The organism is Microcoleus sp. LEGE 07076 (genome assembly GCF_015207455.1).
GTDB lineage: Bacteria > Cyanobacteriota > Cyanobacteriia > Cyanobacteriales > Microcoleaceae > Microcoleus.
This window is the reverse complement of sequence record NZ_JADEWV010000013.1, coordinates 1-17,779: the sequence shown is the minus strand read 5'-3', so window position 1 is coordinate 17,779 and position 17,779 is coordinate 1. Positions and strand designations below refer to the sequence as shown.

The window sequence follows — 17,779 nt, the reverse complement described above, 5'->3', positions numbered from 1 at the left end:
TGTCGCGATCGAGGATATGGTGCGTCGCTCATTATCACTCGGTAACTTTTGCGGTCTAACGGCTCAAATCAGCGGCGGCAGACAACCTCAAACTCCACACGAGCAGCTCTCGACCGTCCGCTGCATTTGAATTGTTATGCCTTATTCAACACATAGCTATGAGTGCAGCGATAATCTTATCTTTCCGTTTTTGTATTATTTCTTTGCTCCATATTCCATCCTCAGGTACTAAGCTCTTCACTTCTCTCTGTTGTTCGTTGTGCATATAGGTAGCCAATTTTTGTTTAAGTGAGATATTGCCAACCGCACAATTATGCGATTTCGATAACAACAGATAGTTGCCCAGACAATTCAAATATTGATTCCTGAACTCTTCATCGTAATTGCCATAGCCATGAGGCTTGATTTCAGGTTCAGTTGTCGGAGCGATGTGTTCAACTTCTGGACTGATGATTCTGTCAAACCGAGTAGGCAAATAACCGCTTTTGCCTTGCTGCTCTAAATGTACTTCATATTTCCAAAGCAGATATTTGGCGACTGCATGATCTATTCCACGTTGGAGAGCATTTCTAAGCTGTTCGTTGTTCCAATAAGCCCACCACCATTCTGATGTCGTTTTCATCCACTCTATACGTTCAATTATCGGAGAAGTTTTTTTATTCTCTTCAGTAAACTTTTCAAAAACATCATTTATTCTTGAGGTCATATCGGCACGAGTACCGATCAGCCGATGACGAATCACCAAATCTTCCAAAGAAGAACACAGCACACTAATTTCATCAGTAGCTAGGGCATATTTATATGCCTTTATGATAAACGGAAGTGCAATCGCAATTCTGCCAAGTGTGATTAAGGAATGGATTGCGAAATTCTCTCGTTCATGTCTTCCAAAAAAAAGAGAGAGATGTTCAAAACTTGTTGAGAGAGATCTTGTGAAGGACTTAATGAAATCGATAGGATCTCCACTTGTCAAAATCTTGTTGATTCTTTCTATCGAATTCACTTCCCAAAGTGAGTTGAAATGAACTCGCAAAGTATACAGTAAAATATCATCTTCATTAATACGATATTCGATAGACGATATAGACCTGTAGATTCTTTCAAAGCGATTTTTAATCTCTACTGTAAGCGCATCTCTATCTTCATTGCCGTGCAAATGGACATTGTACATAAATTGAGCTTTTATGATTTCCAGATTTGAAGGTCGCTTTCCTCTATTATTTTGAAATATGAACATTTGGATTGCTTCCGATTCACTTTGAACCGGATGGGTACTACAAGCTGCCTCACTAATTATTGAGAGCATTTTAGTCAGATATTCTTCATCTTTGCTTGCAAGTCGTTCATTAAAAAAATCAAATGCCCTAACAATCCGCCTTGATGATTCTGTGTCGAGACCATTATGATCAACTTTAGTTCGTTCAATTACATAGTCAATAAACAATTGGTTGTCGTAATCAACAGTGGAAAAGCGTATTACGTCACGCCTCTTCACCATGTCTTCGTAACAAATTTCTTCTGAATCTGTAAGATTTCTTATATCTTTCATTTTTGCAAAAAGAGAAGATAGGAAAATGACAATAGTTGTGAGGCGTTGCTGTCCGTCTATAACATTGAATTCCTTATTTCTCTCCTCAAAAAGGAAGTGTCCAAAATAATAGGGGGTGCTTGCATTGCTCTTACTGTATTCTTCTAAGTCTTCCAGGAATACATTTGTTTGAGTATTTCGATCTGATTTTGGAAAGGGAGTATCCCACGAGTAAGCCCGCTGATAAGTCGGCACAACAATTTTGTTGCCAGCCATCATTTTTCTAATTGTTGTCGAGGCTTCCATCTTTATCGATCCTATGATTTAGGATTTTGAGGCCTAACTTATAATTGTGTCGCAGATGCGGTACAATACTATTCCTAGTTGGATTATACCGCACATCTGCGGTTTAACTCCGAACATTCTGAACAGCTTGTTGTCTGCTTTAATTCAAAAAATAAACCTTACCGATCGCCCTGTCGGCAAGAAAAAGTGACACGATTTTGTAAACTTACGTAAATTACCTCGATCGATTCGAGATTTGAGGTTGACGCTCCTTTTCGCTGCGTTGCTATGCCATGTCTCCACAGATACGACTCCTACTATTCTAATGTTAAGTGTTACGGAATAAAGATACGCCTTGCGCCCTGGTAATCTTCGATATCAACTACAATGTCAACCAAACGGTTGACACAAAGATTCCGATAATCTGGATCTGCAAGTAGCCGATCGATATTGCCAATCGTGACAACTGGTAATGATGTAGGAGTATTTTCCTCGCGCATCACTTGCTCCAAAGAATCTTTGCCCTTCATGCTTCAGTTGGCGGTGATTAAAATCATTTGATTAGCTTGAGCATACCGCCAAACAACACGGTCGTCGCTCGTGACTGCTAACCCAACCTCTTCAAACAGAACAAATCGAATTGATATCAACTCAAGCCAACCGCTTGCAGCCAAACTTCCAGCTAGGACAACAGAATGTCCGCGTAAATTATGATCGACTAGAAAATTCATGCTCGTGATGCAAGCTTGGCTTTTTCCGCTTTAAGTTTTGCCCTAATAGCTTCTGTACCTGGTTTTGGAGGCTTAGCAGCAATGCGGGCAATACGCTCCCGATTTTGTTCTTCGTAATACTGCCGTAGTTCTTCTGCTTCCTTAACAACAAGATTATACTCCGCTTCAACCTCTGCACGGTTGGAATCAATATAAGACAGCGCAGCAGCCACCTGCTCTTCGGTAAGATCAAGCATAGCGCGAATAAACTTTGATGGATAGTGTTCAGTCACGTAGTCCATCACATCGTAAATCGTAATGCGTGTACCTGCGATCGTCAGCCCGCGTTCTGTGCGAACGATCGCTGCTTGTTCATTTGATACCAGAGTCATATTCTACGTTTCTCCTAAGACTAACTCTATGATACGCGATCGAAAACTTAGGGTAGAGTGCGATCGCACCTGCAACCTTTATTTCCTATGATATCGAATAGATAAAAACCCGGTTTCTTGAAGAAACCGGGTTTTTTGCAGTTTTTGCGGTTTGTAATACCAAATCCGGGTGAGCTATTGTCGCGATCGAGGGTATGGTGCGTCGCTCGTTCTAACGTTGCTTTTCAGCGGCTGCCAATAACCTTTCGTGCCTAACCCGATAAAGTTGATTCGGTCTGGTGCAAGTGAGTTGTTATACGGCGGAACTAGCAGGCTTTATGCCTTTGTCTTTAGTAGCGAGGCAATTTCAATCATTAATTCTCGGCGATCTGGCTTGATATAATCAAGATTTGCTGACCAGTTCAAAATATCTATGATTTCTGCTGATTGACTGGGAGCAAATTGATTGTTTGTTACCACTCTTCTTAGTGCCAATAAAGCACTGTATTGAGTGTAGGGTCTCTCCAGAATACCAACTGCTCTAGAAACTAACAAATTTATATAATCAGTTGATGTGTTCCACTCAATGTGCTGGTAAGCAGACAAACGCTCTCCCCCCTTGTAGCTATTTAATCTTTCATGAACAGGAAAATTTATAACTTTAGGAATTAAAGTCCACATTGTTGAGGAAATTTCGTGCATTAATTTTGTACGGTTACGTCCAAAGGGCATTTCATCTCTAACCCTATCGTAATAGCCAGCCAATTGATCTATCCGGTTCAATGCTTCCGTTGAATCTATATCGCTCGCAGCATCAACTAAAGCTATGGCCTCTCGATAGCGTCCCTCAAGCTGCTGCTGCGTTTCCTGAGATGTTAGATTTATAGCCCCAATATCTGATATTTTTTCTTCGTATTTTTCTGATGCTTCTTGAACACCGTATTTTAGTTTAATTCTCAGTAGATTAGTCTCAATTTCCTCAATGCCTTGTTCGCGCAACCAATTTAGAGAACCTTGCACTTGCGGAACTTGAGAAAGAGTCCAAGGAAGTAAAATAGGAAGCCAAAAAAGAAAGAGAAGAACTAAAGTTAGCGATGTAACCTTTAATTCAACTGAAAAACTCCAAATATTGCTGTTAACTTTATCCGATTTAAGAAAAATGCTGAGTACGCTTAATACGATCAAGATAATGATAGTAATCGAGTATTTTTTTATCAAAGAAGAGGAAAGACCCGAATTGATACTCAATCGCTCATCTTGATTAATTGTTCGATTTGAATTTCTATTAATACAACACCACACCAGTTTACAGCCTCTGGCGGGAGGCAAAGATGATCCGTAAAGCCTGTATCGATGACAAACTCGATCGGAAAAGTTGCGCCATTCACCAAGAGAAATGTCAGCTAGACGATCGCGTGTCTATCAGTCACGATACCGGAAATCACTACTCACCCGCTCCATCACACCGCCGAAAGAAGCCGCTACATTATAGCCGATGCGGATGCCAAAGAGTCGTGCATACGGAGACTTTGCTTGGAGGTTTTTAGCTGCTTGTAGCCCTGTTGCATCGACTTCACAGTCACCTGTCTCAACATTGATGATGACCATTTTGCCAATATTTTCCTCTATCTCAACCTTCTGACGAATTCCACCCTCATAGATTCGATAGGCACGTTTCGCAACTTCTTCACGGCTTAAAAGGATTGCTTGCATAGGTTGACTCCCAATCGCTAGGCTTTTCTGTGAATCCTTCCATGATAGCGCACGGACAAGCCTAGCGATCGTTGGGCGGTTAATTCAGTAAATTTGTTTTATTTAAAATGTCAGGAGTTTTTCCAGCATTTCAAACACAGCCAAATATATTCGATCGGCTGCGGTAATGCCGACGCAGATTGGCTGTTGGCTTGGGATTTTGAAGACCCCCGCCCGATCTTTTAACCTCGAAAATTCCCCAAAGCTTTCAATGCAAATTGTGGCAAAGCCAACATCCGTCGCCAGCGCCAAGGTTCTTGATAAAGCCGGTACAACCATTCTAAATGATGGTCGCAAAACCAAGCCGGCGCGCGGTCTTTTGTTCCCGCCCAAATATCGAAACTGCCGCCAACTCCCACCCAAATAGACTGCGGACAAAGGTGTCGGTTCTCGGCAATCCAAAACTCTTGGCGAGGCACTCCCAAGCCGACAAAAATTAGTTTTGGCTGCATTTTTTTGAGGCTATCACGGAAGTCTTTTTCTTCATCTGCTGTCAGATAGCCGTGTTGAGCAGAAATCGACAAGCCGTTAACTTTTTGCTGCCAAGTTTCTGCCGCCTTCGCTGTCACTCCCGGCGAACCCCCAAAGAACAATATTGGTTCCGAATCCGGCAATTTTCCGGCTTCTTGCAGCAGCGATTCTGCTAGTTCAATTCCCGGATAGCGCTTTGCCGATTTGCCGCGCATTCGCAAGTACAGCACTACTCCCGATCCGTCGGGTATTACGAGTTCTGCTTTGCGAATTACATCAGCTAAAGCCGTATTTTTCTCGGCTTGCATCGCCATTTCAGCATTCAGCGTGACGACGTGACTTCCCAACCCTTGATGCAGGCGCTCTATCAGCAAACCTGCGTAATCGTCTAATATGTGAACTGGTAGTCCCAGCACTGAAAATTGCGGCTGCGATCGATCCATATTTCTTTCTGTGAGATTCCTACACACCTAGTTGTTTAAATTAGCTTAGTTTGGCGATCGATGCTAGACCACTTTTGGACCCAAAAAACCCGGTTTCTCCCACCAACAGTCTGCTAAGCTGTTACGCATCTAAATTATATGTCAAACCACAATTAAAGTCTGGTGGGGTGTCGGGCCCGCCCTGAACATACAATGTTTATTTGTCCGACAGCTTAAGTCATCATTCTCTGGCCAAAAAACAGGATTTTTGGTATGCCTAGCGCTATAATGCTGACGGCGCGATCGCTCATTAACGTTCAATTTTCTTGACAGAGCCGTCAGCGTACCATGCCATCGGTACTAGCTCAATTTTGCCATTAATTTTCACTGTAGAGTAAACAACTTTTACAAAAGAAACCTGGTTATTATTGTTGTTGCGGCTAGACATGGCAATCACCTTGTTTTGTTTGCAGAACTTGATAGATCCTGTAATCTCTGATATATTTAAAAGTCTATTCACAGCAATTCTGCTTGCATCAGGAAAACCAAGGAAAACCAAATGGCGATCGCAACAACCGAGCGGCAAACCAGGTTAGATTATTACTACCAGCAAATCAAAAACGTCATCCTCAAGCGCCAGAACCCAATTACTGGTTTGCTGCCGGCGAGTACGGCTGTTAACGCTCACGGCGACTACACCGATGCTTGGGTGCGCGATAACGTGTACAGTATTTTGGCAGTTTGGGGTTTGGGTTTAGCTTACCGGAAAATCGACGGCGATCGCGGTAGAACATTTGAACTCGAACACAGCACAGTCAAACTAATGCGGGGTTTGCTGTTTGCGATGATGCAGCAATCGACCAAAGTCGAAAGTTTTAAAAATACTCAGTTGCCGCTAGACGCCCTGCACGCTAAATACAACACTCAAACTGGCAGTATTGTTGTTGGCGATGACGAGTGGGGACACTTGCAGCTAGACGCTACATCTATTTTCTTGTTAATTTTGGCTCAAATGACGGCTTCAGGATTGCATATAATTTTTACAATTGATGAAGTCAATTTCGTGCAAAATTTAGTTTACTACATTGGCAGAACTTACCGCACTCCCGATTACGGAATTTGGGAAAGAGGCAATAAAATTAATCGCGGTAATGCCGAATTGAATGCTAGTTCCGTTGGCATGGCAAAAGCAGCCCTCGAAGCAATAAATGGATTGGATTTGTTCGGGGTTAACGGTTCTCAAGCATCGGTAATTCATGTTTTGCCGGATGAAATTGCCAGAAGCCGCGTAACTTTGGAATCGCTTTTGCCTCGCGAATCTAGTTCAAAAGAAGTAGACGCAGCTTTATTGAGCGCGATTAGTTTTCCGGCTTTTGCAGTTGAAGACAAAGAATTAGTAGCGCGAACCAGAAATAAGATAATTGACAAATTGCAAGGAAAATATGGCTGCAAGCGATTTTTGCGAGACGGACATCAAACAGTTTTAGAAGATGTCGATCGCCTGCATTACGAACCCACAGAATTAAAGCAGTTCGAGCATATAGAATGCGAGTGGCCGCTATTTTTCACTTATTTGTTCTTGGACGGCATATTTGAAAACAATCAAGCCCAAATCGAAGAGTACCAGCAGCGTTTGGCATCTCTGGCAGTCGATATATCTGGTTTGCCACTACTACCCGAATTGTATTACGTTCCTGCCGAAAATATAGAAGCAGAAAAATTAAACCCCCGCAGCCAGCAGCGCTTTCCCAATGAAAATATTCCCCTAGTTTGGGCGCAAAGTTTGTATTTTCTCGGTCAATTGCTTAACGAAGGATTAATCGCAGTTGGTGATATTGACCCGCTGGGAAGGCACCTGTCAGTGGGCCAACACAGAGAACCTTTAGTGCAAATTGCCCTATTAGCAGAAGACGAAGATTTGCAAGCACAATTAGCCACTAATAACATTGCAACACAAACCCCCAAACAGCTAGAACCAATTCAAGTCCGCCAGAGTAAAGAATTATCAGCTATTTACACGCAAATCGGACGCAACGACCCACTAGGCTTAACAGGCCGCCCCGTCCGCAGGCTGAGGAGTTTGACAACTTCCCGGGTGTTTAAAATTCGCGAAGAGGCGATCGTATTTCTCCCTTCATTCTTAGACAGACAAGAGTTTTACCTAACTTTAGACTACCATTTTCTAGTATCTAAAATTAAGAGCGAAATAGCTCACATTCACTGCCACTGGTATCAGTTGGGACGCCCCACGGTAACGCTGATGCTGACTCGCACGATGCTGGAAACCGGCCCCGAAGCCTTGTTAGAATTGATGAAAGAACTCCGGGACGGACACTGCAACAACACCCCAGTCAAATTGGGAAATCTCAAGCAGTTAATGCTGACCGCAGGCACCGAAAGAATAGATTTCATGCACGATTTTAAATTCACGGAATCTCCGGTGACAGGTGCAGCAGAAACCCGCAGCTATCTGAGTTACAATCCAGAAAAGACTTGGCCGTTGGGTCACACCCAAGAATTCAAATTAGAGTGCGAAACCAATACTCAATTCTTGCTAGATAGCCTGCGAGATTCAGAAAACTTGTACGAACAAATTGAGTTGCTGCACACGTTAGTTCGCCTCAAAGGACTCTATTTCGATACAGGATTTGGAGGTGCGGCAGCAACAGTACAAGTTGTGGATTTGCTGAACGAAGTTTATACAAAATCCGGCGAAAGTTCGCAATCAAAAATCCAATGGGCAGTTATCCGCTATGCCGCAGGTTTGCTCGACAAAGTTGATATCAGCTTGTCAGATGGCGTGACAGATATTTTGGTGCGGCAAAAACAGATTGCTGTGGGGAAAGCCTACAGCGAAGATTCGGTGATTTCGCGGCCTGGTTCTTATACAGAAGTGATGGACAAAATTCGGGAATTCTGCGGAGAAGATGTTCGCGACAGAGTTCTCACCCAAGAAATTATTATCTATCTCAGCGTCCTAATTAAATCCGAACCGCAGTTGTTTAAAGGTCTTCTGACACTGAGAGTTAGCTACTTTATTTTGTTGTTAACCAGCGAATTAGCCCGCGAATTGGGAGTCACGCAAAATGAAGCTTACGAATATTTAATGCAGCTAAGTCCCTTTGAAATTAAAAATCGGCTGCGCCAAGTATTGACAGAATACGAGGAAATGAATCAAATTCTCAAACAGCAAGAATCCCTGCGCGTCAAACAGCCGGAAAAAGATATTGAATGGGTAGTAGCGCCAGTTTCCGAAGAACCGCAAATGCCTGCGGGAGGATGGCGGCGGAAGCGGCAGATGGAAGGTACTGTCAATCGCGTGCCGAAGGATTTTTATCCGAGTGTTTGGGGACTGCTGCGGCACTGCAAGGGCTTGATTATTGGCGATAAATTAGAACGTCGAAATCGGTTAGATAGCGATATAATTTTATCGGAGATGACCCCAGGCGAAAAGAATTTTGCGCTCCAAATCGAGCATTTGCTGAATAAAATTGTGGCACCAGAATACCGACAAGTCAATATTGAGGCGCTGATGGAGTTGGCAGCAATTGGCCAGCGCAATCCTGAATTAAAAGTTGAAGAGTACATCGTTTTAGATGTCTTAATCGGTCACGCGGTGCGCTTGAATTGGCAAGGAAAACACCCGGAAAGAACGGATAAATACGATGAAGATAAGGCGGCGGCGTGGCAAGGATTTTACAATACTTCGCCCTACGTTTGCGCGAGTCACGTACTGGATGCTTTCCGATTCTTGACGAAGTTTGGATAGATTGAGATAGTTCGGCGGTTGAAACCGCAACTACAAAAACAAAGTCCGCCTCCGCGGACTAAGAAATAAGGGGGGATATTTAAGCTTGATTTGGTATTACACTTTTCAACAAGTCAAGTAAACTGAATATTTGCAGTAAAATAATGTCAGCTATTAGCTCAATTACACGCGCCATCATCAAAGCATACTTAGAAGTTTTCATCGAAAATCTTGTCAATGAATACAGAGGACGGCTAATACCGAAACTTGATATTCCAGCAGCATATTTATCATGCAAATCCTCTCAAGGTCAATTGAAACCGTTTCAGGCTGCTATTATGCCCTCAGAGTTGCTGCGGATTAACGAGTTTGAAAGATTTTGCATCAGCAGCTTGGGCACAACTTATGAAGAATGTGCAAAACTGATTGCTTTGGAACATCACCAAGAAGCAAGCAGAAGCTATGAAATTTATGGCGAAGTTAGCATAGAGGCTATCCATGAAATTGAGCGTCAGATAGCGCTATTTGAGCAGTCAGCAGACAAGAATGCCAATAAACCTAGTTTTGACGAAATGATCGAAGCTGTTCTTGAGGCTCAAAAAAACAATCATTTAGTTAGGCGATCGGTCAAAGCAGATTTGTACGTGCTATCCCGTGACGGGAGCAAGTTTTTCTTTGAAATTAAAGGATCGAAACCCAACAAAGGACAATGTTTGGAGGTAATTCAACGGCTGCTGAGATATCATTTACTGTGCGGGCAGTCTCGCCCCGATGCTCAATGTTATTATGCTATGGCTTACAATCCTTACGGGCCAAATCGTTCTGATTATAAATGGTCAGTGGCCAGGATGTATACGCCTTTTGAACAAGCTGTCATTATGGGGCATGAGTTTTGGCATATTATAGGGGGAGAGACTGCTTATGAAGAACTTTTGGATATATATCAAGAAGTCGGACGGGAGAAGGGTAAGTATATGCTTGATGCTCTGGCTTTTGGATTTTAGTAAAGTACGAGTTTCTTCTCAGGTTTCTCTTTGAATTTAAGTAATATTTAAAGCCGAGTTTAGGAGAAATAAAAGTGTCAGAGCAACTTCATGAATTATTAGCATTTGTTTTAGAAAAAGAAGTGGGAATGCCTGCCAGCAAGTCTCGCTCTTTCGCCAGTCACTTTGCGGAGTTAGAAGAATTTTTAAACTTACAAGCAGAAATACTCAGAAACGGCATCAGCAGCATCTCTGGCAAAAGACTGCTCAGATTTACTTCCGATGAGATTGAACGCATTTTAGCATTTATATCTTCAGATAAGCTTTCGCTGCAACTTACTATAGCTGAAAATTTTCTAGCTAGTATCTGTCGGGACTTTACAAGGCGGCAGTTAGCTATGGTGGAAAATCTGACTTTAGAAAAAATTCATCCCAACCCTTTTTTAATTAGGGCGTTAAATCTCGATACTCCAGCAGAAGTTGTCAGAATTAATGTTTATATGGCAGCCACTAGGTCTATTGTTACTTCTATGGGGTTTTTTATTGAAAAACTATTGATATCTTGTTCTGAAAGTGCAGAAAGTCCGCCCGGTAAGTCAGGATGGGATGCCATCAAAACTACCATTGATGGCGATCGCTGTTGGATACAGGTCAAAAGCGGTCCGAATGATATGGATAAAGACCAGATAGTATATTGGGCTGACAAAATTCAGGAAAAAATTAATGCAGGCGATCGCGCTTATATTGGTATAGCTTACGGCAAGAGAACTAATAAAACTGTAACTTTTGGTCTGCTGAAGCAACTTCTGCCGAATTCTGAAATGAGCACTTTGATCGATCGAGAACTGTGGGATTTTGTCAGTGAAGATACTGATTTTACTGTGAATCTGTTTGAAGTTTTGCGTCAGTCTGCCAGTCAAGTTTTAGCACAAAGTTCTATTGCTGATGCTATAGAAAAATGTAGCGATCGACTAATCGATCGATTTATCGGCAAGTACGGCGAGGGAAGTCAAGGTGTTTTTAACTACATAGCAGATATATTTTGATTTACAAGTTTGCAGTAGCGCTTCTGCGCTACTGCAAAACCCCAAACTACAAAACTCCTTTAGAACTCGGAATCCGACTGGCGCGTCGGGGATCGATTTCTACGGCCATCCGCAGAGCTCGCGCAAAGGCTTTGAATGCGGCTTCTACAATGTGGTGGGAATTTCCGCCCTGTAACTGTCGAATGTGCAGCGTCATGTGAGTGTGGTTCACCACCGCTGAAAAAAACTCTCTGACTAATTCGGTGTCGTAGGTGCCGATCCGCTGGGTGGGAATTTCCAAGTTGTAACTTAGGTGAGGCCGTCCCGAAAAGTCTAGGACTACTTCAATTAATGCTTCATCCAGCGGGGCGATGAAGTGTCCGAAGCGAGAAATGCCCGATCGATCTCCGACAGCTTTTGCTAGCGCTTGGCCCAAGGTAATTCCCACATCTTCGTTGGTGTGGTGGTCGTCAATCGCTAAATCGCCGATCGCCTGTACGTCCAAATCGATCAATCCGTGAGAAGCAATTTGGTGCAACATATGGTCTAAAAACGGAATCCCCGTAGACGCTTTGCAAGTTCCCAAACCGTCGAGATTCAGGCTGACATTGACATCCGTTTCCAATGTTGTGCGTTTCACCAACGCGGCCCTGGCTGGTTGAACCGAACTTGTAGGAGGAAGAGGAGGGCGATCGATTATTTCCATAATTCCCAATTGGTCATTCATAGTTATTGATAATTAGTAATTTGGGATTAGCACTTTTTCAGCAGACAGTCGAAACCGAACAGCGGACTGTTTTTTCGAGAGTCTAAAAACCTGACTGTCAACTGTCAACTTTCTAAAAACCTCACTGTCAAGTGTCAACTGTCAGGTGCGTCGCTCATCGATGGTTGATTTTTGTTTGCGATGGTTGGTAGCGACGCACCCTACAACTGTCAACTGTCAACTGCTACATTCCCATGATTTCGTAACCCGCATCCACATACAAAACCTGACCCGTAATCCCGCTAGAGAGATTGCTGCATAGAAAAGCCGCAGCATTTCCCACTTCCTGCTGAGTCACAGTCCGCCGCAGCGGTGCCACTTCCTCAACGTGGTGGATCATGTCCAGAATGCCGCCAACTGCTGACGAAGCCAGAGTCCGAATCGGGCCCGAAGAAATCGCATTTACCCGAATATTTAACGGGCCCAGTTCCGCCGCCAGATAGCGAACATTCATCTCCAAAGCTGCCTTAGCAATTCCCATCACATTATAATTAGGAATTACCCGCACGCCGCCCAAATAAGTCAGGGTGATAATACTCCCGCCCTCTACCATCAGCGGTTTAGCAGCAGCACAAAGCCTCACCAGCGAGTATGCGCTAATATCCAAGGCATTGGAAAAGCCTTGGCGGGAGGTGTTGGTGAAATCTCCTGAAAGTTCGTCTTTGCCGGCAAAGGCTAAACAGTGAACCAGGATATCTAACTTGCCCCATTTGTCGGCGATGGTTTTAAAAGTAGACTCGATTTCGCTTTCGTCTTGGACATTGCAGGGCAAATACAGACTGGGATTGAGCGGTTCTACAAGTTCGGCGACTTTGCGCTCGTGCTTGCCTTTTTCGTCCTTCAAAAAAGTTATGCCGAGGTTGGCCCCTGCTTTGTGGAGCTGCTGAGCGATGCCCCAGGCGATCGAGCGATTGTTGGCAATGCCCGTAACAAGAGCATTTTTTCCGGTCAAATCTATCATCTGTATTTTTTCTCTTCAGCAACTTGCACCGTTCTCATTCGCTAGATCCGACAACCCCGCCAGTTTAGACACAACTGATTCAGATTTAACTGATTCAGACACAATTGAGACGCAATTGAGATTAATTTTGCTGTGGAGCTAGATCGGGGCGGAATTGAAAAAGTTAAGAGAAAGGCTAGATTTAATATCATACAGCGTGTGTTTACCTTAACATTAGATGGCAGTAACAGAATCCCTAGACATTGGAGGTCGGTCAGTATATTTACTCAATAAGCTTAATCGGCAAGTTACAAACTATTGATTAGTACAAAGGATCTAGTCGTGACAAATGATAGACCGCTAGCAGCCGTGTTCCGCCAAATCAGTGGCGGGGCGTTTCCGCCCATTGTGGAAAACTTTGAACGGGGCAAGACAATTTTTTTCCCTGGAGACCCGGCTGAGCGTGTCTACGTTCTCATTAAAGGTGCTGTGAAGCTCTCTAGGGTGTATGAAGCAGGGGAAGAAATTACCGTGGCGCTGCTGCGGGAAAACAGTGTATTCGGCGTGCTGTCTCTGATTACGGGACACCGCTCGGACAGGTTTTACCACGCGGTAGCTTTTACGCCGGTAGAATTGATATCGCTGCCGATCGAACAAGTCGAGAAAGCTCTCAAGGAAGACGCAGAATTGCCTATGGTTTTGCTCCGGGGACTTTCTTCTCGGATTTTGCAAACCGAGATGATGATCGAAACGCTCGCACACCGAGATATGGGTTCGAGACTCGTCAGCTTTTTGCTAATTCTGTGCCGGGATTTTGGCGTGCCGGGCGCGGATGGGATTACGATTGATTTGAAGCTGTCCCACCAGGCGATCGCCGAAGCGATCGGATCGACGCGGGTAACTGTGACTCGTTTGCTCGGGGATCTCAGACAAGAAACAATGATTTCGATCCACAAGAAAAAGATCACAGTCCACAACCCAGTGGCCTTAAGCCAGCAATTCACTTGATGCCGAGAAAGTATAGGATTTTGGATTTTGGATTTTAGATTCAATCCAAAATCCACCATCCCAAATCTAAAATCGGAATGACTGCTGGATACATCTTAGTATTTGTAATTTTAGTGTTGGGGGGTACGATCGCCACTGTCAGCGATCGTCTTGGGACAAAAGTCGGCAAGGCAAGGTTGAGTTTGTTCAAACTTCGCCCCCGCGACACTGCTGTTGTGGTGACAGTGATGGCCGGCAGCATCCTGTCAGCAATTACTTTGGCCATTTTGTTTGCTACCAGCAAGCCTCTGCGAACCGGGGTTTTTCAAATAGACGAGATTCAAAAAAGGCTCAACCAAGCCCGCAGAGAACTCAAAGAAACCACTCAAGAAAAAAAACGAGTTGAAACTGAATTAGATGGAGCCAGAGCCGCTCAAGGGCAAGCTAAAGCCAAATTAGAGCAAATTAATCAATCGCTGCAAACTGCTAATGCCGAGCAAGCTCAGACAGAAGCAAAATTAAACTCGCTGCGGGCCCAGCTCAACAGCGTGCAAGCAGCAAAGTCTAAAACCCAAGAGCAGTTAAGTCAGGTAGAAGCAGCTAAATCGGAAACGGAAGAACAGCTTGCTACGGTGGAAGCAGCTAAATCCCGCACCGAAGCACAGTTGAAACTTGTGGAAACTGCCAGAGCGACTACAAGAGCTCAGCTCGATCGCACTGAGAACCAATTGAAAACAGTTTCTGCTCAAAAAACAACTTTGAGCTCGGAAATCGCTCAACTGCAAGCGGAACGCCAAGAGTTAATCGAGCAGCGAGAGCAGGTGAAAGTTCAAATTGCCCAGCGAGACGCAGAAATTGCCCAGCGAGAGGGAGAAATTGCCAAGCGAGATGCAGCAATTGCCAAGCGAGATGCAGCAATTGTCGATCGCAACGAACTAATTGCTCAGCGGGACAAGGAAATTGCCCAGCGGGCGCAAAATCTTGCCGAGCGCGATCGCATAATTGTCGAGAGAGACAAAGTAATTGCCGAGAGGGAAGCACTCTTAGAAACCCTCGCGCAGCAACAAGCTCAACTCGAAAAGCAACAAAATATCTTGCAGCAGCAAGTGCAGGTTTTGGAAAGGGACTTTCAAGCCATCCGCGAGGGAACAGTTGCGGTCCGGCGCGGTCAAATTTTAGCTGCTGGCGTGGTTCGCATCCTGGAACCGGGTACGGCAAGCCGCGCGCTCGATCGACTGTTGCAAGAAGCCAATAAAACCACCGTCGAACTAATGCAGCCGGAAAATACCAAGCTTCGCAAACAGGTGATTCAAATTACTAAAGCGGAAATCGATCGATTAATCAGTCAGATCGAAGACGGTAAAGACTACGTGGTGCGAATAGTCGCCGGCGCTAATTACCTGCGGCAAGAAAAGCTGATTAAGGTATTTGCAGAAGCCGAAATCAATCGAGTGGTTTTCCGGGCTGGAGATGTGATTGCAGGGGTTGCTATCGATCCGGTGAGTTTGACAGACGAACAGGTGCGGCAGCAGTTGCTGCAATTGATCGAAGCTTCTCAATTTCGCGCTCGATCGATCGGTATTGTCGGCGGTAGAGTCCAAGTTGCCGACAGTCGGATTGAAACTTTGGCTGGTTTTATCGATCGATTGCAGCAGTACGAGAAATCCCTGGAAGTTCGGGCGATCGCCGCAGATGTCACCTACATCGCCGGCCCGCTTAAGATAGATTTAGTTGCTTTGTCAAACGGAGCCGTGGTTTTCCGCACCGGGCAACAACCACCGGGCGGCTCAGATGTGAAAGTTAAGTAATAAGTGCGATCGACTTTGTGGCAAAAACCCGGTTTCTGACTTGTGCGCGGGGAGTCCAAGAAACCGGGTTTTTTCGATAAATCAAAACGGGGAAGCAAATATTGTGGCAAAAACCCGGTTTCTGACTTGTGCGCGGGAAGTCCAAGAAACCGGGTTTTTTCGATAAATTAAAACTGGGAAGCAAATATTGTGGCAAAAACCCGGTTTCTGATTTGTGCGCGGGGAGTCCAAGAAACCGGGTTTTTTCGATAAATTAAAACTGGGAAGCAAATATTGTGGCAAAAACCCGGTTTCTGACTTGTGCGCGGGAAGTCCAAGAAACCGGGTTTTTTCGATAAATCAAAACGGGGAAGCAAATATTGTGACAAAAACCCGGTTTCTGACTTGTGCGCGGGGAGTCCAAGAAACCGGGTTTTTTCGATAAATCAAAACGGGGAAGCAAATATTGTGACAAAAACCCGGCTTTTGATTTAAGCCATTATATGGCCGCACGGATTCCCATGATGATATAATATGTCAATCCTGCAAAAAAGTCAAGTAAAATAAGTGCGATCGCCCAAAAAGATTTTGAGACATTCAAGAATGCAAGTGTCAGATTAGATATAGGTTGGCGATTGGGTTTCCTCGACTACAACAGCGCAACTACAAACTTATTAATACAGAACTAATAAATATGATTTTAGGTTTCGATCCGGGTAAAGACAAGTGCGGCATTGCCGTCGTGAGTAGAGACAGAAACATCTGTTACCATCAAGTTGTACCCTCCGAAAGTACAATTTCGACTATTCAATCTTTGTGCGAACAGTTTCCCGTTGAGTTATTGGTGATGGGAGATCAAACTACTTCTAAGAGTTGGAAACAAAAACTGACGCAGAGTTTGCCGCCTTCGCTCAAAATTGTGCGAGTTGATGAGAGATTCAGCAGTCTAGAAGCAAAGGAGCGCTACTGGGAAATGTACCCTCCGACGGGACTTTCTCGCTTGATTCCGCAGGGAATGCGGACTCCGCCGCGGCCTGTAGATGATATAGTGGCGATCGTCCTAATTGAAAGATATTTGAACAAAAATTAGTCAATTGTATAACCGTTACCGCTGATTCTCTTTGATTGTTAAGGAATCAATCGGTTTTTGCTTGTCTTGAAATTTTTAATTGAATCAAATGCACCCTAAATTTATCCGATCGTTGAATAACAGTTCGCGTTACTTGATGACAGCTTCGGTCAAGATTAGCTTACCATTCTGCCGGACTTGCAGGCGATCGGGGTTAATCGAATAGATAATATTGCCGTTAGTCGCTTCATAAGTTCCGTCGTCACTTGTAGTTACTTGCATCACATTAATTTGGCTGCCATTTCTTTTGCTGAGGCCTCGGTAAAAAATAGCGCCTTCCTGGGTTTTGCAAATGTATACGGAAAAGTTGGCTGTTGCGAAAGATTCCACCATTTCGGCCTTGGGACATCCCTCAACTTGAGCAATTTGGAACGATCGAGAATGCGGTAAACTGGAAGATGCGGGTTGATTTAGTGCTGTTGCTTCTGCTGGGGGAGTCAAAAAGCCGTGAAGCGAAGCTATCCCGAAGGGAATCGCGCTAATGCCAGCTATAACTAGACCTAATCTTTTAATTACTTGAACTCGCTCTTTATAAAACATCTTGTCACTCCTGGTTTTAACTATATAATTACATCTTAAGCGATACTTGGTTTGATATTAATAATATTTAATATCAGAGGTAAATTTTGCAGGAAACACGGTACACCCTAGATTTAAGTAAGGTCTGCACGGCGAACCCTACATCAGTGAAAATACATAAAGTATGTCAATGCGATCGAAGGGAAACAAGCGCTGGCATTTATGACAGTTTTACGATCTTATGACTTGTGCGCGCAAATCTCAGAAACCCGGTTTCTTCATATATTTCTCCTTACTAAACCTTTTATTTTCGTAGAAACCGGGTTTCTCGCCTCCATGCGATCGCGAACTGACTC

The 17,779-nt window shown here is 44.1% G+C and carries 17 protein-coding genes; 7 read left to right on the top strand and 10 right to left on the bottom strand.

The genetic code is table 11. From position 1 onward, the window contains the following. Nucleotides 1-145: 145 nt before the first annotated feature. The 6 genes from IQ270_RS03705 to IQ270_RS03685 form a co-directional block, all read right to left on the bottom strand. Nucleotides 146-1,834, bottom strand: a complete 1,689-nt coding sequence (locus IQ270_RS03705; protein WP_193971910.1) for a DUF262 domain-containing protein — start codon at nt 1,832-1,834, stop codon at nt 146-148. 314 nt (nt 1,835-2,148) lie between these two features. Next, on the bottom strand, nt 2,149-2,343 hold the full coding sequence (locus tag IQ270_RS32205; RefSeq protein WP_339384265.1) for a hypothetical protein: 195 nt from the start codon (nt 2,341-2,343) through the stop codon (nt 2,149-2,151). 3 nt (nt 2,344-2,346) lie between these two features. Then, nucleotides 2,347-2,544: a DUF5615 family PIN-like protein gene (locus IQ270_RS32200; protein WP_339384264.1), complete on the bottom strand. Its 198-nt coding sequence runs from the start codon at nt 2,542-2,544 to the stop codon at nt 2,347-2,349. Then, the gene (locus IQ270_RS03695) at nt 2,541-2,915 is read right to left on the bottom strand and encodes a DUF433 domain-containing protein (RefSeq protein WP_193971909.1); all 375 of its coding nucleotides are present in this window, start codon (nt 2,913-2,915) and stop codon (nt 2,541-2,543) included. The genes IQ270_RS32200 and IQ270_RS03695 overlap by 4 nt, the downstream gene beginning before the upstream one ends. Before the next feature lie 315 nt (nt 2,916-3,230). Further along, nucleotides 3,231-4,142 carry a hypothetical protein gene (locus tag IQ270_RS03690; RefSeq protein WP_193971908.1) on the bottom strand — a complete coding sequence of 304 codons (912 nt, stop codon included), beginning with the start codon at nt 4,140-4,142 and terminating at the stop codon, nt 3,231-3,233. A gap of 174 nt (nt 4,143-4,316) precedes the next feature. Next, the gene (locus tag IQ270_RS03685) at nt 4,317-4,607 is read right to left on the bottom strand and encodes a hypothetical protein (RefSeq protein WP_193971907.1); all 291 of its coding nucleotides are present in this window, start codon (nt 4,605-4,607) and stop codon (nt 4,317-4,319) included. A gap of 93 nt (nt 4,608-4,700) precedes the next feature. Between IQ270_RS03685 and IQ270_RS31785 the strand changes: the two genes are divergently transcribed. Continuing rightward, the gene (locus IQ270_RS31785) at nt 4,701-4,832 is read left to right on the top strand and encodes a hypothetical protein (RefSeq protein WP_255532361.1); all 132 of its coding nucleotides are present in this window, start codon (nt 4,701-4,703) and stop codon (nt 4,830-4,832) included. Here the strand turns inward: IQ270_RS31785 and IQ270_RS03680 are convergent. Further along, nucleotides 4,829-5,560, bottom strand: coding sequence for a WecB/TagA/CpsF family glycosyltransferase (locus IQ270_RS03680; protein WP_193971906.1), 732 nt, complete (start codon nt 5,558-5,560; stop codon nt 4,829-4,831). The two genes, IQ270_RS31785 and IQ270_RS03680, sit on opposite strands and share 4 nt — an antisense overlap. A gap of 538 nt (nt 5,561-6,098) precedes the next feature. Between IQ270_RS03680 and IQ270_RS03675 the strand changes: the two genes are divergently transcribed. The 3 genes from IQ270_RS03675 (at nt 6,099) to IQ270_RS03665 (ending at nt 11,316) form a co-directional block, all read left to right on the top strand. Then, nucleotides 6,099-9,308, top strand: a complete 3,210-nt coding sequence (locus tag IQ270_RS03675; RefSeq protein WP_193971905.1) for a glycoside hydrolase family 15 protein — start codon at nt 6,099-6,101, stop codon at nt 9,306-9,308. A 143-nt stretch (nt 9,309-9,451) separates the two neighbouring features. Continuing rightward, nucleotides 9,452-10,291, top strand: a complete 840-nt coding sequence (locus IQ270_RS03670) for a TdeIII family type II restriction endonuclease (RefSeq protein WP_193971904.1) — start codon at nt 9,452-9,454, stop codon at nt 10,289-10,291. Nucleotides 10,292-10,365: 74 nt separating this feature from the next. Next, nucleotides 10,366-11,316 (top strand): PmeII family type II restriction endonuclease, encoded by a 951-nt coding sequence (locus tag IQ270_RS03665; RefSeq protein ID WP_339384263.1) that lies wholly within the window; start codon nt 10,366-10,368, stop codon nt 11,314-11,316. A gap of 46 nt (nt 11,317-11,362) precedes the next feature. Here IQ270_RS03665 and hisB read toward each other — a convergent pair whose 3' ends face one another. Continuing rightward, nucleotides 11,363-12,022, bottom strand: coding sequence for an imidazoleglycerol-phosphate dehydratase HisB (gene hisB, locus IQ270_RS03660; protein WP_228056054.1), 660 nt, complete (start codon nt 12,020-12,022; stop codon nt 11,363-11,365). A 223-nt stretch (nt 12,023-12,245) separates the two neighbouring features. Beyond that, nucleotides 12,246-13,022, bottom strand: coding sequence for an enoyl-ACP reductase FabI (gene fabI / locus IQ270_RS03655; RefSeq protein ID WP_193971903.1), 777 nt, complete (start codon nt 13,020-13,022; stop codon nt 12,246-12,248). A 321-nt stretch (nt 13,023-13,343) separates the two neighbouring features. Between fabI and ntcA the strand changes: the two genes are divergently transcribed. The 3 genes from ntcA (at nt 13,344) to IQ270_RS03640 (ending at nt 16,865) form a co-directional block, all read left to right on the top strand. After that, nucleotides 13,344-14,009 carry a global nitrogen regulator NtcA gene (ntcA, locus tag IQ270_RS03650; protein WP_193971902.1) on the top strand — a complete coding sequence of 222 codons (666 nt, stop codon included), beginning with the start codon at nt 13,344-13,346 and terminating at the stop codon, nt 14,007-14,009. Between the two features lie 77 nt (nt 14,010-14,086). Further along, nucleotides 14,087-15,796, top strand: coding sequence for a DUF3084 domain-containing protein (locus IQ270_RS03645; RefSeq protein WP_193971901.1), 1,710 nt, complete (start codon nt 14,087-14,089; stop codon nt 15,794-15,796). A gap of 673 nt (nt 15,797-16,469) precedes the next feature. Continuing rightward, entirely contained in the window at nt 16,470-16,865 is a 396-nt protein-coding gene (locus IQ270_RS03640) for a pre-16S rRNA-processing nuclease YqgF (protein WP_193971900.1), read from the top strand. A 129-nt stretch (nt 16,866-16,994) separates the two neighbouring features. Here the strand turns inward: IQ270_RS03640 and IQ270_RS03635 are convergent, their stop codons facing one another. Next, on the bottom strand, nt 16,995-17,444 hold the full coding sequence (locus tag IQ270_RS03635; protein WP_193971899.1) for a hypothetical protein: 450 nt from the start codon (nt 17,442-17,444) through the stop codon (nt 16,995-16,997). Between the last annotated feature and the right edge of the window lie 335 nt (nt 17,445-17,779).

What these genes read in the sequence shown, in the direction of transcription:
- IQ270_RS03675 (WP_193971905.1), top strand. Translation starts at nt 6,099, where the DNA reads ATGGCGATCGCAACAACCGAGCGGCAAACCAGGTTAGATTATTACTAC.
- IQ270_RS03670 (WP_193971904.1), top strand. Translation starts at nt 9,452, where the DNA reads ATGTCAGCTATTAGCTCAATTACACGCGCCATCATCAAAGCATACTTA.
- hisB (WP_228056054.1), bottom strand. Translation starts at nt 12,022, where the DNA reads ATGAATGACCAATTGGGAATTATGGAAATAATCGATCGCCCTCCTCTT.
- IQ270_RS03640 (WP_193971900.1), top strand. Translation starts at nt 16,470, where the DNA reads ATGATTTTAGGTTTCGATCCGGGTAAAGACAAGTGCGGCATTGCCGTC.
- IQ270_RS03685 (WP_193971907.1), bottom strand. Translation starts at nt 4,607, where the DNA reads ATGCAAGCAATCCTTTTAAGCCGTGAAGAAGTTGCGAAACGTGCCTAT.
- IQ270_RS32200 (WP_339384264.1), bottom strand. Translation starts at nt 2,544, where the DNA reads ATGAATTTTCTAGTCGATCATAATTTACGCGGACATTCTGTTGTCCTA.
- IQ270_RS32205 (WP_339384265.1), bottom strand. Translation starts at nt 2,343, where the DNA reads ATGAAGGGCAAAGATTCTTTGGAGCAAGTGATGCGCGAGGAAAATACT.
- IQ270_RS03635 (WP_193971899.1), bottom strand. Translation starts at nt 17,444, where the DNA reads ATGTTTTATAAAGAGCGAGTTCAAGTAATTAAAAGATTAGGTCTAGTT.
- IQ270_RS03705 (WP_193971910.1), bottom strand. Translation starts at nt 1,834, where the DNA reads ATGGAAGCCTCGACAACAATTAGAAAAATGATGGCTGGCAACAAAATT.
- IQ270_RS03680 (WP_193971906.1), bottom strand. Translation starts at nt 5,560, where the DNA reads ATGGATCGATCGCAGCCGCAATTTTCAGTGCTGGGACTACCAGTTCAC.
- IQ270_RS03645 (WP_193971901.1), top strand. Translation starts at nt 14,087, where the DNA reads ATGACTGCTGGATACATCTTAGTATTTGTAATTTTAGTGTTGGGGGGT.
- IQ270_RS03695 (WP_193971909.1), bottom strand. Translation starts at nt 2,915, where the DNA reads ATGACTCTGGTATCAAATGAACAAGCAGCGATCGTTCGCACAGAACGC.
- fabI (WP_193971903.1), bottom strand. Translation starts at nt 13,022, where the DNA reads ATGATAGATTTGACCGGAAAAAATGCTCTTGTTACGGGCATTGCCAAC.